The 13422-nt window shown below is 71.8% G+C and carries 15 protein-coding genes; 4 read left to right on the plus strand and 11 right to left on the minus strand.

All coding sequences use genetic code 11. The features are described 5' to 3' along the window. Window positions 1–3: 3 nt before the first annotated feature. The 3 genes from IE209_RS12400 to IE209_RS12410 form a co-directional block, all read right to left on the minus strand. Window positions 4–261 (minus strand): ParD-like family protein, encoded by a 258-nt coding sequence (locus IE209_RS12400; protein ID WP_189687263.1) that lies wholly within the window; start codon window positions 259–261, stop codon window positions 4–6. A gap of 77 nt (window positions 262–338) precedes the next feature. Further along, on the minus strand, window positions 339–2663 hold the full coding sequence (locus IE209_RS12405) for a xanthine dehydrogenase family protein molybdopterin-binding subunit (RefSeq protein ID WP_189687264.1): 2325 nt from the start codon (window positions 2661–2663) through the stop codon (window positions 339–341). A gap of 121 nt (window positions 2664–2784) precedes the next feature. Then, a complete protein-coding gene (locus tag IE209_RS12410; protein WP_189687265.1) occupies window positions 2785–3042 on the minus strand; it encodes a hypothetical protein in 258 nt (85 codons plus the stop codon). Window positions 3043–3241: 199 nt separating this feature from the next. Here IE209_RS12410 and IE209_RS12415 point away from each other — a divergent pair, with 199 nt between their 5' ends. From IE209_RS12415 to IE209_RS12425, 3 genes are read left to right on the plus strand one after another with little or no spacing between them, the layout of a single operon-like run. Beyond that, window positions 3242–3760, plus strand: a complete 519-nt coding sequence (locus IE209_RS12415) for a flavin reductase family protein (RefSeq protein ID WP_189687266.1) — start codon at window positions 3242–3244, stop codon at window positions 3758–3760. Window positions 3761–3762: 2 nt separating this feature from the next. Further along, the gene (locus IE209_RS12420; RefSeq protein WP_189687458.1) at window positions 3763–4662 is read left to right on the plus strand and encodes a DMT family transporter; all 900 of its coding nucleotides are present in this window, start codon (window positions 3763–3765) and stop codon (window positions 4660–4662) included. 31 nt (window positions 4663–4693) lie between these two features. Next, window positions 4694–5272: an amino acid synthesis family protein gene (locus IE209_RS12425; RefSeq protein WP_056663472.1), complete on the plus strand. Its 579-nt coding sequence runs from the start codon at window positions 4694–4696 to the stop codon at window positions 5270–5272. Here IE209_RS12425 and IE209_RS12430 read toward each other — a convergent pair whose 3' ends face one another. The 4 genes from IE209_RS12430 to IE209_RS12445 form a co-directional block, all read right to left on the minus strand. Continuing rightward, window positions 5273–6319 carry a DUF72 domain-containing protein gene (locus tag IE209_RS12430; protein WP_189687267.1) on the minus strand — a complete coding sequence of 349 codons (1047 nt, stop codon included), beginning with the start codon at window positions 6317–6319 and terminating at the stop codon, window positions 5273–5275. Window positions 6320–6323: 4 nt separating this feature from the next. Next, the gene (locus IE209_RS12435) at window positions 6324–8333 is read right to left on the minus strand and encodes an acetoacetate--CoA ligase (RefSeq protein ID WP_189687268.1); all 2010 of its coding nucleotides are present in this window, start codon (window positions 8331–8333) and stop codon (window positions 6324–6326) included. A 64-nt stretch (window positions 8334–8397) separates the two neighbouring features. Further along, entirely contained in the window at window positions 8398–8829 is a 432-nt protein-coding gene (locus tag IE209_RS12440) for a GNAT family N-acetyltransferase (RefSeq protein ID WP_189687269.1), read from the minus strand. Between the two features lie 75 nt (window positions 8830–8904). Beyond that, on the minus strand, window positions 8905–10182 hold the full coding sequence (locus IE209_RS12445) for an AsmA family protein (protein WP_189687270.1): 1278 nt from the start codon (window positions 10180–10182) through the stop codon (window positions 8905–8907). 139 nt (window positions 10183–10321) lie between these two features. Here IE209_RS12445 and IE209_RS12450 point away from each other — a divergent pair, with 139 nt between their 5' ends. Continuing rightward, a complete protein-coding gene (locus tag IE209_RS12450) occupies window positions 10322–10744 on the plus strand; it encodes a hotdog fold thioesterase (protein WP_189687271.1) in 423 nt (140 codons plus the stop codon). Here IE209_RS12450 and IE209_RS12455 read toward each other — a convergent pair. From IE209_RS12455 to IE209_RS12470, 4 genes are all read right to left on the minus strand, one after another. Then, window positions 10716–11330, minus strand: a complete 615-nt coding sequence (locus tag IE209_RS12455) for a TetR/AcrR family transcriptional regulator (RefSeq protein ID WP_189687272.1) — start codon at window positions 11328–11330, stop codon at window positions 10716–10718. The genes IE209_RS12450 and IE209_RS12455 overlap by 29 nt on opposite strands. A gap of 30 nt (window positions 11331–11360) precedes the next feature. Beyond that, window positions 11361–11609 carry a hypothetical protein gene (locus tag IE209_RS12460; protein ID WP_189687273.1) on the minus strand — a complete coding sequence of 83 codons (249 nt, stop codon included), beginning with the start codon at window positions 11607–11609 and terminating at the stop codon, window positions 11361–11363. A gap of 93 nt (window positions 11610–11702) precedes the next feature. Next, on the minus strand, window positions 11703–12407 hold the full coding sequence (locus IE209_RS12465) for a glutathione S-transferase family protein (RefSeq protein ID WP_189687274.1): 705 nt from the start codon (window positions 12405–12407) through the stop codon (window positions 11703–11705). Further along, window positions 12404–13330 (minus strand): DMT family transporter, encoded by a 927-nt coding sequence (locus IE209_RS12470; protein ID WP_229882824.1) that lies wholly within the window; start codon window positions 13328–13330, stop codon window positions 12404–12406. Before IE209_RS12470 ends, IE209_RS12465 begins: the two co-directional genes overlap by 4 nt. Between the last annotated feature and the right edge of the window lie 92 nt (window positions 13331–13422).

Here is a 13422-nt window from a genome sequence, read left to right on the forward strand (position 1 = left end):
GGCTCAGTGCCTGGCCTTCGCCGCGGCGCGTGGCTTGCCACTGGGCGGCGGCGCCGCGACCGCCGCGATGTCGAAGCCGCCGGCCAGCTCGGCCCGCACCAGCATCTGGCAGATGTCGCGGTGGTCCAGTCCGGGGTACATCTCGCTGAGCATGCCGATGCGCATCCAGTGCTCGGCCTGCGCGTTGATGGAACGGCTCAGCGCGTTGCCGGCCACGCGCAGGTTCTCGTGCATGAGGTCTGAAATCTTGACGATGCCCATGCGCTAATTCTATATGGAACGTATATGAACCATATATTCGCCGGCACGGCGCCGCCGCGCGTGCCGCCGGCCGTTCGTCAGCCGTGCATCAGCGTCCACAGCCGCGCCGCCGTCAACGGCATCTGCAGCTGCGTCGTCTTGCCTGCCAGCCCGTTGCGCGCCAGCGCATCGGCCACGGCGTTGACGATGGTCGGCGTGGCGCCGATGGTGCCGAGCTCGCCCACGCCCTTCACGCCCAGCGGGTTGTTCTTGCAAGGCACGCTCTGGTCCATGCGCGTGACGAAGTCGGCGCGCAGGATGTCGGCGCGCGGCACGGCGTAGTCCATCAGGCTGCCGGCCACGGGCTGGCCGGTCTCGCTGTCGTACACCACCTCCTCGCACAGCGCCTGGCCGATGCCTTGCACGGCACCGCCGTCGAGCTGGCCAGTCACGATCAGCGGGTTGATCACGCGGCCCACGTCGTTCATCGAGGCGTAGGCCACGACTTCCACGGCGCCGGTCTGCGGGTCGAGCTCGATCTCGCTGATGTGGCAGCCGTTGGGCCAGGTCGGGCCGGCCACGCTGCTCGTGGAGTCCATGAAGATGCGGCGCTCGGGCTGGCGCGCGGCCAGCTCGAACAGGCCGATCGAGACGTCGGTGCCGGCCACGGTGAAGGCGCCGCCTTCGTAGCGGATGTCCTCGGCCGCGGCCTCGAGTTCCTTGGCCGCCAGTTCGCGCGCCTTGGCTATGGTGCGCTCGCTGCCGATGCGCACGGCCGAGCCGCCCGTGAAGATGGAGCGCGAGCCGGCGCTGCCGAAGCCATCGCCGCGGTCGGTGTCGCCCAGCACCACGCGCACCTTCTCGGGTGGCACGCCGAAGGCGTCGACGACCAGCTGCGCCAGCGAAGTGGCGATGCCCTGGCCCATGGCGTTGACGGCCGAGAACACCTCGATCATGCCGTCGGCCTGCACCTCCACCGTCACGCGCTCCTCGAACACGTTGCCGCCGGTCCATTCGAGGAAGGTGGCGATGCCCTGGCCGCGCCATTTGCCCTGGGCGGCCGAGGCCTTGGCGCGCGCGTCGAAGCCGCTCCAGTCGGCCAGCGCCAGCGCCTGGTCCATCTGCTGCTCGAAGGCGCCCGTGTCGTAGGTCTGCGCCATCGGGTTCTTGTACGGCATCTGCGCGGGGCGGATGAAGTTGGCCCGGCGCAGCGCGATGCGGTCGATGCCGGTCTGGCGCGCGGCCTCGTCCATGAGGCGCTCGATGTTGAAGATCGCCTCGGGCCGGCCAGCGCCGCGGTAGGCGCCGGTGGGCGCCTGGTTGGTCAGCACGGCCTGGAAGCGGAAGTCGATGGTCTGGATGTCGTAGACGCTGGTCTGCACCCAGGGGCCGATCAGCAGCTGGATGGCCACGCCGGTGCCCGTGGCGTAGGCGCCCACGTTGGCCTGCGAGGCGATGCGCAGCGCGAGGATCCTGCCCTTGTCGTCCAGCGCCAGCTCGGCACGCGCCTGCACGTCGCGGCCGTGGTAGGTCGACAGGAACTCCTCGCTGCGGTCGGCCACCCACTTCACGCTGCGGCGCAGCTGGTGCGCGGCATGCGCGAGCGCCACGTCCTCCAGGTAGGCGCCGGTCTTCATGCCGAAGCCGCCGCCCACGTCGCCCACCACCACGCGCGCCTGCTCGCGGGCCAGGCCCAGCGCGTCGGCCACGGTATTGCGCACGCCCGAAGGCATCTGCGTGGACATGCGGATGGTCAGCCGGCCATCCGCCGCGTCGACACCGGCCAGCACCGTGCGCGGCTCCAGCGTCAGCGCCACCAGGCGTTGGTGCGTGATGTCCAGCGCGACACGGTGGTGCGCGCGCGCGAAGGCCTCGGCCGTGGCCTGGGCGTTGCCATGGCGCATCTCGGCGGCGATGTTGTCGGGCGCGGCCTCGGTCAGCACCGGTGCACCCGGAGACAGCGCCTGCGCCAGCGTGGTCACGGCGGGCAGCTCGGCATAGTCCACGAACACCGCCTCGGCCGCGTCGCGTGCCTGCTGCAGCGTCTCGGCCACGACCAGGGCGACCGGCTCGCCGACGAAGCGCACACGCTCGTGCGCCAGCGCATGCAGCGGCGGCGTGACGCCCGGTCCGCCGTCGGCACGCTTGAAGCCGGCCGTGCCGGGCAGCGGCTTGACGCCCGCGGCCACGAGGTCGGCCCCGGTGTAGACGGCCACCACGCCCGCCATGCCGCGCGCGCTCTCGGCATCCACCGACACGATGCTGGCATGCGGGTAAGGCGAGCGCACGAACACCGCGCGCAGCTGGCCCAGCGGCACCACGTCGTCGGTGAACTGGCCACGGCCGGCCAGCAAAGCGTCGTCTTCGAGCCGGCGAACCGCCTGGCCGCTGCCAAAACGGGTGGGGGAAGCGAGGGTGTCCAAAGCTGCGCCTTTCGGGGATCGGGGTCCATCGGGCACTCCATGGCCCGGATGGCCATGGAGCGGAGCAGCGTCGGAAATTAACAGAAATCGGGCAAGGGCGCGGCGCCTGCGCGACCGCGGTTCAGTCCTTCTGGTGACGGTAGGTCCGGTCCATCTCGGGCGACTTGCTGGTGTCCTGCACGCCGCGCTGCAGGTCGCCATGGGCCTGCCGGCCTTCGGGTGGCACTCGCCCGTCGGTCATGTCCTGCTCGCTCTGGTCGCGCTCGTGCGGCAGGGCCAGGTCGTCGGCCGGCCGCACCAGTGCCCCGGGCCGGGGGCGGCGGCGCAGGTAGTTGACGCGGGGCTTGGAAGAGCCGGGGGGCCTGTCGTTGGCTGCCATGGTGGTGTTCTCCTGGCCACCAGGCGAACCGGGCGGCAATGGGCAATCTGCAGACTCTGCGGTCCCCGCCGCGCCGGCGGTGTCGGAGAGCAGCCAGAACTGCCGTAGGACGCCCGCGCCACCCTTGACCCTCGCACCAGGTCCGCCAAATCCGCCCGCGACACGGGGCTGCGCAGCAGTTCGGGTAGATTCCCCGTCCATGCCTGCTCCCGCCGTGCCGCCGCAAGCGCGCGCACCGAGTTTTTCCGCCGCCGAGTTCCGCCAGGGCCTGTCCATGTTCGCCACCGGCGTGACCATCGTCACCGCGCGCCGGGCCGATGGCCAGCTGATCGGCCTGACCGCCAATTCCTTCAACTCCGTGTCGCTGAACCCGCCGCTGGTGCTATGGAGCCTGGCACAGGCGGCCTCCTCCATGGCCGCGCTGAGCGCCGGCTCGCACTACGCCATCAACATCCTGGCCTCGGACCAGAAGGCACTGGCCGAGCGCTTCGCCCAGCGCGGCGCCGACCGCTGGAGCGGCGTGGCCTGGCGCGAGGGCGTGGCCGGCGCGCCGCTGCTGGACGGCGCGGCCGCCGTCTTCGAGTGCTTCAACCGCAGCCGCTACGAGGAGGGCGACCATGTCATCTTCGTCGGCGAGGTGGAGCATTGCGCGCACCGGCCGGGCGCCTCGCCGCTGCTGTTCCACGGCGGGCGCTTCTACACCGAGCATCCCCTGTGAGCATGCCGGCGCAGCGCAAGGACCACCTGGACGGCCTGGCGGTGGTCCTGCTGCTGGTCTGCTGCGTGCTCTGGGGCGGCCAGCAGGTGCTGGTCAAGGCCACCATCGCCCACGTGCCGCCGGTGCTGCAGGGCGCGCTGCGCTTCGTCGCGGCCACACTGTTGCTGATGGGCTGGTGCCGCTGGCGCGGCATTGCGCTGTTCGGGCGCGACGGCTCGCTCGCGGCGGGCCTGGCTGCGGGCCTGCTGTTCTTCGGCGAATTCGTCTGCCTGTACCTGGGCCTGGTGCACACCACGGCCTCGCGCGCCACGGTGTTCCTGTACACCTCGCCGTTCTGGGTGGCGCTGCTGCTGCCCTGGTGGGTGCCCAGCGAGCGGCTGCGGCCGGCGCAGTGGACCGGCCTGGCCTTCGCTTTCGTGGCCGTGGCCTTCGCGCTGCGCGAGGGCTTCGGCACCGGGCTAGACAGCTGGCGCGGCGACCTGCTGTCGCTGCTGGCGGCGCTGCTGTGGGGGCTGACCACCGTGCTGATCCGCGCCACCGGCCTCACGCGGCTGGCGCCCGAGAAGCTGCTGTTCTACCAGCTGGTGGTCTGCGCGCTGCTGTTCCCGCCGCTGTCGCTGGCCCTGGGCGAGCGCTGGGACCTGCAGCTCACGCCGTTCGTCGTGACCTCTCTGCTGCTGCAGACCGTGGTCGGCGCCTTCGCGAGCTACCTGGCCTGGATGTGGCTGCTGGGCCGCTACCCGGCCACGCGGCTGTCGGCCTTCATCTTTCTGACGCCGCTGTGTGCGCTGGCGTTCGGCGCGCTGGCGCTGCACGAGCCGCTGACGCCCAGCCTGCTGGGCGCCATGGCGCTCGTGGCGGCCGGCATCTGGCTGGTCAACCGCGCGCCGCTTCGGCGATGATCGCCCCTTTCCTCCCCTGCAAGGAAGCCCCATGTCCCTGATCGAGATCCGCAAGCGCAGCCTGACCATCGAGACCACCTACCACGAGGGTGGTCCGCCGGTGGAGACGCCGCTCAAGCTGGCCGCGGCCTGCGCCGTGATCCGCAACCCCTACGCGGGCCGCTACGAACCCGACCTGATGCCCTTCATGGCCGAGCTGCGCAGCCTCGGCACGCTGCTCGCGCAGGAACTCGTGGACACGCTGGGCCGCGACAAGGTGGAGGTCTACAGCAAGGCCGCCATCGTCGGCGTGGACGGCGAGATGGAACACGGCGCCGTCTGGCACGAGGCCGGCGGCTGGGCCATGCGCACGGTGCTGGGCGAGCCCAAGGCCATCGTGCCGGCGGCCAAGGCCGTGGCCGGCGCGGGCTACCGGCTCATGGTGCCCGTGCACTACATCCACGCCTGCTACGTGCGCAGCCACTTCAACAGCATCGAGGTCGGCATCCAGGATGCCCCCAGGCCCAAGGAGATCCTGTTCGCCCTCGTGATGGGCACGGGCGGGCGCGTGCACTCGCGCCTGGGCGGCCTGCTCAAGGAAAACGTGTCCGTCCACGACGGACAGCGCTGATCACGGCTGCGCCAGCAGCCGCGCCATGGCCTCCACGCTCAAAGGCGCCGAGCCCTCGGCCTTGTTGCCGACCGTGAGGTAGGCGTGGTGGCCCGCCGCCGTGGTCGCGCGCGCCACGCGGGCCAGCACCTCCCGCGTCTCCAGGTCCGGGTCGACCAGCTTGTCGAAGGGCAGGTACAAGGCCTTGGCGTCCTCGTAGCCATAGGCGCCGTGCAGGCGGTTCAGGTTCCAGCGGCAGACCATGGGGCCCGGCCACAGTGCGCGCAGCACGGGCAGCTGTTCGGCCATCGGCGGCAGCTTGGCATGGCCGCCCAGGCAATAGGTGGCCCCGCCCTCGCGCAGGGCCTGGGCGAAGGCCGGCGTCAACCACTCGGCGTTGCGCACCTCCACCGCGATCACGAGATCCGGCGCCTGGGCGCGCAGCTGGGCCAAGGGCGGCAGCGCGGCCAGCATGGCCTGCAGGCGTTCGATCCAGTGCGACATGCGGCCGAGCATGGCCGGTGCCAGCGGGCTCAGCTGGAACACCAGCGCGCCAGCCTTGGCGCCCAGGCCTTGCAGCGCCGGTTCGACGAAGGCCGACCAGGCCAGGCCCGGATCGAGGAAGCCGGTGTTGGCGCGCATGCCCTGCCCGTCCTCGCGCCGCACCAGCGCGTCGGCGACCACGCTGGGCGCCTTGACAACGAAGCGGAAGTCGGCCGGCACCTGCTCCGCATAGGCCGCGTACTGGGCGACGGTCAAGGGCTGGTAGAAGGCCCGGTCCAACGAGACGGCGCGCATCAGCGGGTGCTGCGCGTAGGTCGCCAGGCCGCGCCGCGCGAGCATGGATTCGGTGTACTCGCCCTCCCAGACCAGCCCGTCCCAGCCCGGGAAGGACCAGGACGAGGTGCCCAGATGCAGCCGCGCGGGCAAACGCGCCGCGAGGTCGGCCAACGCGGCCGGCCAGGGCGCGGGCCTGACCTGGCGCAAGCGGGAGCGCGGCGCGGCCACGGCGGGCGGTGCCGCTGCGGGCGGCAGCGCCTCGGCCTCGGGAAACAGCCGGTCCTGCAAGCCCTCAACCCCGCGCCGCGTGTTGGCGCGCGAAGTCCTCGTACCAGGCCAGGCAGGCCGGGTTGGCCATGGTGCCGCGGTTGAGCACCTTGTCGGCGCTCTGGCCCAGCAGCAGCTTCTTGATCGGCAGCTCCTGCTTCTTGCCCGACAGGGTGCGCGGAATCTCGGGCACCTGGTAGATGGCATCGGGCACGAAGCGCGGCGACAGCGCGCGGCGCACGGCCTCGTTGAGCCGGCCCTTGAGCGCGTCGTCCAGCACCACGCCCTCGCGCAGCACCACGAACAGCGGCATCCAGCTCGGGCGGCCCAGGTACTCGAGATCGACCACCAGGGAGTCCAGCACCTCGGGCAGCGACTCGATCGCGCTGTAGATCTCGCTCGTGCCCATGCGCAGGCCGTGGCGGTTGATGGTGGCGTCGCTGCGGCCGAAGATCACGCAGCTGCCGTCGGCATCGATGCGCAGCCAGTCGCCGTGGCGCCACACGCCGGGGTACGTGTCGAAGTAGCTGGCCAGGTAGCGCGCGTCGCCCGCGTCGTTCCAGAAGTACAGCGGCATCGAGGGGATGGGCCGCGTGCAGACCAGTTCGCCGACCTCGCCGATGAGCGGCTTGCCTTCGTCGCTCCAGGCCTCGACGGCCGAGCCCAGCATGCGGCACTGCATCTTGCCGGGCACCAGCGGCAGCGTGCGCAGCCCGCCGATGAAGCCGCCCGCGAAGTCGGTGCCGCCCGAGATGTTGCACCACCAGATGTCGTCCACGCCCAGCTTGCGGAACTGCGCCGTGCCCCAGCGCTGCACATCCTCGGCGAGCGGCGAGCCCGTGGTCCCCAGCGCGCGCACACGCGCCAGCCCCGGGTAGCGCGCCAGGTCCACGCCGGCCTTCATGCAGTTGGCGAAGTAGGCGGCACCGGCGCCGAAGAAGGTCACGCCCGTGCTTTCGGCGAAACGCCACAGCACCTCCCAGTCCGGCTGCTCGCGGCTGCCGCCCGGGCTGCCGTCGAAGATGCAGCAGGTGGTGCCGGCCAACAGGCCCGCGACCTGGCAGTTCCACATGATCCAGCCCGTGGTGCTGTACCAGAGGAAGCGCTCGCCCTTGCCCGGGCCCTCGTAGCTGCAGCCGATGTCGTTGTGCAGCGTGGACAGCGCCAGGGCCACCACGACGATGCCGCCATGGCCATGCACGATGGGCTTGGGCAGGCCCGTGGTGCCGCTGGAGTAGACGATCCACAGCGGGTGGTCGAAGGGCAGCCAGTCGGGCTCGAAGGCCGCTGTGGCGGCATCGTCGCGCGCCAGCACCGCGGCCAGCGGATGGCTGCCGGCCACCGGCGGCCGGCCGCCCAGGTTGTCCAGCACCAGCAGGTGGCGCACGCTGGGCAGGGCCGCGCGCAGCTCGGCCACGGTCTGGGTGCGGTCCAGGTCGCGGCCGCCGTAGGTCACGCCGTCGCAGGCGATCAGCACCACGGGCTCGATCTGGCGGAAGCGGTCGAGCACGGCGGCCTGGCCCATGTCGGGCGCGCAGACGCTCCAGACCGCGCCGATGCTGGCCACGGCCAGGAAGGCCACCATGGTCTCGGGAATGTTGGGCAGGTAGGCGGCCACGCGGTCGCCGCGCTGCACGCCCTGGGCGCGCAAGTGCAGGGCCAGGGCCGCCACCTGGCGGCGCAGGTCGGGCCAGGACAGTTCGCGGCGCTGGCCGCGCTCGTTGTCGCTCACGATGGCCGGGCAGCCCGCGGCGTGGGCCGCGTCCACATGGCGCAGCACCTGGCGCGCGTAATTGGTCTGGGCGCCGGGGAACCACTCGGCACCCGGCATGCTGTCGTTGGCCAGCACGGCACGGTGCGGCGTGGGCGACTGCATGGCGAAGTGGTCCCAGATGCTTTGCCAGAAGCCCTCCAGGTCGGTGGTGGACCAGCGCCACAGCGCGTCGTAGTCGGCGAAGTCCAGGCCGCGCGTGCGCTGCAGCCAGTCGCGGTAATGGGTGATGTGCGGGATGCGCTCTGTCGGGTCGGGTCGCATGGGCTGGTATCTCCTCCTGGCGGCGCCGTGCGTGGCGCCTGCGGCCTGCATGATAGGCAGCCCGTCAGTCCTCGCTGAGGTAGCCGCGCGCCAGCTGCGCCTCCTGGTTCTCGAAGATCGCCATGGCCGTCTTCATGCGCAGGAAACCGAAGCGGCGGTAGAACGGCTCCTTGCCCGGCACGGCGTAGAGCAGGATCTTCCTGTGCCCGCGCGCGGCATCCACCAGGTGCTGCACGACCTGCTTGCCCAGGCCCGTGCCCTGGTGCGCGGGCAGCACGGCGATGTCGCAGACATAGGCGCAGTCGGCGCCGTCGGCCAGCACCCGGCCCGCCGCGACAAGCCGCGCGCCGTCGTGGACGAAGCACTTGAACATGCTGTTGCCGAACACAGTCCGCAGCAGCTGCGGGCTCTTCTCGCCCAGCGGCGCGGCGCGGTACAGCGCGGACAAGGCGTCCCAGTCGACGCCTTCGGCGTCGTATTTCCACTCCAGCGGCATGCGGTCCTCCTGTTTGCAGGACCGGCAGCGTAGCGCAGTGGGCCGTTCCCAGGGCTGGCGCCCAGGCCGCCCGTTTCAGCGCCGCGGCGCGGCCGCCGGCGCTTCGGGTGCGTCCCCGTCACCGCCCAGCATGCGCCCGATCGCGGCACCGATGGCCGTGCCTATGCCGGGCAGCACCATGGTGCCTGCGGCGGCACCGATGGCCGGGGCCTTGGAGACCTGCACCTGCAGTTCGCCGAGCGTCCCCTGCACCGTCATCGGCAGGCCGACCACGCCGTCGACCACGTCGACCGCGGCCTTGGCCTGCAGCCGGCGCTCGTGCAGCCGGGCCGAGCCCGAGGCCGTGAGGGCGCCGGCGTGGGCACGGATGTCGGTGAAGCGGATCTCCATGCCCTGGCCCGGTGTGTTCTGCGTTTCCACCTGGCCCTCAAGCAGGTCCAGCCGCGTCTGGCCTTGGTGTTCGCGGCCCAGCGTATCGACCGCGCGCTGCAGGTCGAAGCGCAGCAGCGTGGCAGGGCGCACCGTGAAGCGCGTGGACGTGCGCAGGCTCTGGGCCAGCGCCAGCGGGTTCTCGCCGCTGGCGGACAGCCGGGTCTGGCCATCGGCCTTGCCGCCCACGGGCGATGTCCGGTTGAAAGCGGCCAGCGCCTGCTGCAGCTCCACCCCGCGTGGCGCCAGCGCGCCCTGCAAGCGCAGCCCGCCGTCGGCCGCGGTGTGCAGCGTGGCTTCGCCCTCGGCGCTGCCGCCGGCCAGTCGCGCACGCAGGCTGAAACGCTGCGTGGAAGCATCCGGCGCCGGCGCCTGGCGCGTGACCTGCAGCTCGGCCACGGGCTCCAGGCCCGGCCGCCAGAACCGGGCTTCGCGCAGTTGCAGGCCGGCATCGAAGGCCAGATCGCCAGCGTAGACCACGGCCACGCCGCTGTGCGACACCCAGGTCAGGTCGCGGATCGCCAGACCGTCCAGTTCGATGGCAAGTGGGGCCGTCGGCTTCTTCTGCTGGGATGTGCCGCGCCCCAGTTCGCGCAGCGTGCGTTGCACGATGGTGCCGCCATCGAGCTCCAGGCGGTGCAGTTCCACGCGGCCGGCCAGCAGCGGCAGCAGGCGGGGCTGCACCACCACCCGGCGCAGTTCCAGCGGGCGCTGCTGTTCGGTGGCGAGATCGCGCAGTTCCAGCGCCGGGCGCGGCAGCAGCCGCCAGTCGAGCGCGCCGATGTGCACGCCCACGCCGAGCGCGGCCTCGGCCTGCTGGGCGAGCCGCGCGGCCAGCTCCTGCCTGGACGGCAGCCACCACCATGCCGCCAGCGCCGCCGCGGCGGGCACGGCAACAGCCAGAGCGAGCAAGGTCTTGCGCATGGCGCGCAGTGTGCGCCACTGGCGCGCGCCGCCACAAGCCGGCGCGCCGCATGCGCGCGTAGGCGCATGTCGCCTGTGGGCCAGCGGCACCGCGGGGCGGCCCGTATAGTGGTGGACCGCCATCTCAGCCCGTGCCGCCATGCCCATCTGGAAGAAGCCCGTTTCCGTCGACATCCTCACCGCGGGCAGCCGCGGCACGGCCGTGGAACACCTGGGCATCGAGTTCCTGGAGGTCGGCGAGGACTTCATCCGCGGCCGTGTGCCGGTGGATGCGCGCACGCGCCAGCCCTACGGCCTGCTGCACGGCGGCGTGAGCGTGGTGCTGGCCGAGACGCTGGGTTCCTGCGGTGCGGCCTATGCCGTACCCGAGGACTGGCGCGCCGTGGGCCTGGACATCAACGCCAACCACCTGCGCGGCGCCACCAGCGGCTGGGTGATCGGCACGGCGCGGCCCGTGCACATGGGCCGCAGCACCCATGTCTGGCAGATCGACCTGGCCAACGAGGCCGGCGAGCTGACCTGCGTGTCGCGCATCACGATGGCGATCCTGGCGCCGCGGTAGTCCCTGCGTCCAGCAGCGCCAGCACCGGCCGCACCATGCCGCGCAGCAGCGCGGGCTCAGGCCGGGCGCGCGCCAGCACGCGCAAGCCCATCAGCAAGCCCAGCAAGGTGCGCGCGAGGTCGGCCGCCGGCTGCGTGGGGTTCACGCTGCCGGCGGCCTGGCCGGCCTGCACGCAACGCAGGAAGAACGATTCCATGTCGCCGAGCACGGCGGCCAGCGCCGCCTGGAACTCCGCATCGTGCGGCGCGGTTTCCAGCGCCGCGTTCACGACCAGGCAGCCCTTGTGCTCGGTGTCGGCCAGTGAGAGTGCCACGATCTCATCGAAGAACGCGGCGATGGCGGCCAGCGGCGCCAGCTGGTTCTCGAACCGGCGCACACGGTCGCAAAAGCCGTTCTCCACATAGTGGTCGATGGCCCTCAGGTACAGAGCGCGCTTGTCGCCGAAGGCGTTGTACAGGCTGGGGCCGGTGATGCCCATGGCGTCGGCCAGGTCGCGCACCGAGGTGGCCTCGTAGCCGCGCGACCAGAAGCAGCGGATCGCCGCCGCCAGGGCGCTGGCCTCATCGAATTGCCGCGGCCTTGCCATGCCTGCCCACCTTTCTTGCCGACCGCGAGCTCACAGCGCGCTGTGGTCCTGCACCGATTGTTCGAGCGCGGGCTTGAGGGCCAGGAAGCGAGCGTCCACGGCCAGCGGATCGGCGCGGTTGAGCACGATCATCTGCGCCCGCGCCAGCGGGGCCTGCCTGCCAGCGGGCGTGGCCACGTCGGCGCAGGCGCCCGCGCCCGCGGCCGCGCCCAGCGTGTGCAGCGCCGCATGGAGCGCCGGCTGGCGCCGCCCCGTGATGAACACGCGCGCACCGCGCATCTGCAGCGGCCTGGGCCAGCGCCAGACCGATGCCGCTGGTCCCGCCCGTGATCAAGACCCGTTTGGCGTTCAGTTCCATGGCAGCTCCTGCGGTCAGACGATGGGGGCGTAGTTGGTGGGGAACAGCGCGCGCTTGGTTTCGTCGTCGTTGACGCTCTTGAAGGCGTGGCTCTTCAGCATGGCGCGGGCACGCGCCGTGGCCGGGCGCGCATCCACGGCGGCGAACCAGCGCTGCAGCGCGGGGAACGGCGCCAGCGGCTCGGCCTCGCCCTTGCGCACGCGCGCAGCCCGGTCGATCCACCCCCAGGCCGAAATGTCGGCGATGGTGTATTGGTCGCCCACGATGAAGTCGCGGCCCTGCAGGTGCTGGTCCAGCACCTGGTAATGGCGCTCGGCCTCGCGCCGGTAGCGCGTGACGGCGTAGTCCAGCCCGGGCGGCGCGGCATGCTGGAAGTGCACCGACTGGCCCGAGAACGGCCCCAGGCCCGAGGCGATGAACATCAGCCAGGACAGCAGCTCGGGCCGGTCGGCAGGCAGGCCCATCAGCTGCCCGGTCTTCTCGCCCAGGTACAGCAGGATGGCGGTCGAGTCGAACACGCGCACCTCGCGCCCGCTCGGGCCTTCGGTGTCGATGATGGCCGGCACCTTGCCGTTCGGGTTGACCGCGCGGAACGCCGCCGTGTGCTGCTCGCCCTTGCTCGTGTCGACCGGCACGGTTTCGCAGGCCAGGCCGGTTTCCTCGAGGAACAGCGCGACCTTGGCCGGATTGGGCGTCGGGTGGAAGTAGAAGCGGATCATGGTGTGCGGTCTCCGTGGGTGGTGGGGATGGAAGGGGCCCGGCGGGCCGACAGCAGCACGCCGCCCACCACGCAGGCCAGTGCCACGGCCTCGGCCGGGGCGGGCCATTCGCCGAGCACGGGAATGGCGGCCAGCGCGGCCACGGCCGGGATCAGCGCGATGATGGCCGAGGCCGCCGCGGGCCCCAGCAGCGCCACGGCCCGGTTGAACGAGACGATCGCCACGCCGCTCATGAGCACGCCCTGGTACAGCACCTGCAGCGCGATTTCGGCGCCCGAGGCCTGGCCCAGCCGGCTCAACCCGCCCAGCACGTAGACCGGCAGGAACAGCAGCGCCGACCACACGCAGATCAGCGCGGCCGACTGCACGGGCGTGAGGCTGCTGCGGCGGAACAGCAACGTGTAGACCGCCCACATGGACGATCCGCACGCCAGCGCCGCCAGCCCCAGCGGGTCGGCCATGCCGTGTGCCGCGGCCCCGGCGGCGACCATGCACACGATGCCTGCCACGATGATCCCGTGGCCCAGCCAGCGCAGCCGGCCCTGGAGCTCCTTGAGCACCACCCAGGCGAACAGCCCGGCGAACACCGGCATCAGCGTCGGCGCGATGGCGGCAGCCTGGCCGGCCGAGGTGCGCTGCAGGCCGAACGCCACCAGCAGCACGAAGGGCAAGCCCCACAGGCAGGCATACAGCAGGCCTTCGCCCCAGCGCGCGGCCGGCAGCCGGTGGCCGCGGCGCAGCAAGGCCGGCGACAGCAGCAGTGCGCCGACGCCGAAGCGCAATGCGGTGACATCCCACAGGCGCAGTTCGCGCGTCACGCTGAAGCGCGTGACGACGAACCAGCCGGCGAAGATGGCCACGGTAAGGCCAGCCCAGAGCAAGCCCGTCAGCCACGGGTGCGTGGGTTCGTTGCGTGCGGGCATGGGGCTGTGCGGCATCCGGTGGTCGATGAAGAACGAATTCTAGATCGATCGATACAAAACCGTCGCGACAGCCCCGTCGCAACGCCGCCCTG

The organism is Pseudorhodoferax aquiterrae (assembly GCF_014652235.1).
In the GTDB taxonomy this organism is placed as follows: Bacteria; Pseudomonadota; Gammaproteobacteria; order Burkholderiales; family Burkholderiaceae_C; genus Pseudorhodoferax; species Pseudorhodoferax aquiterrae.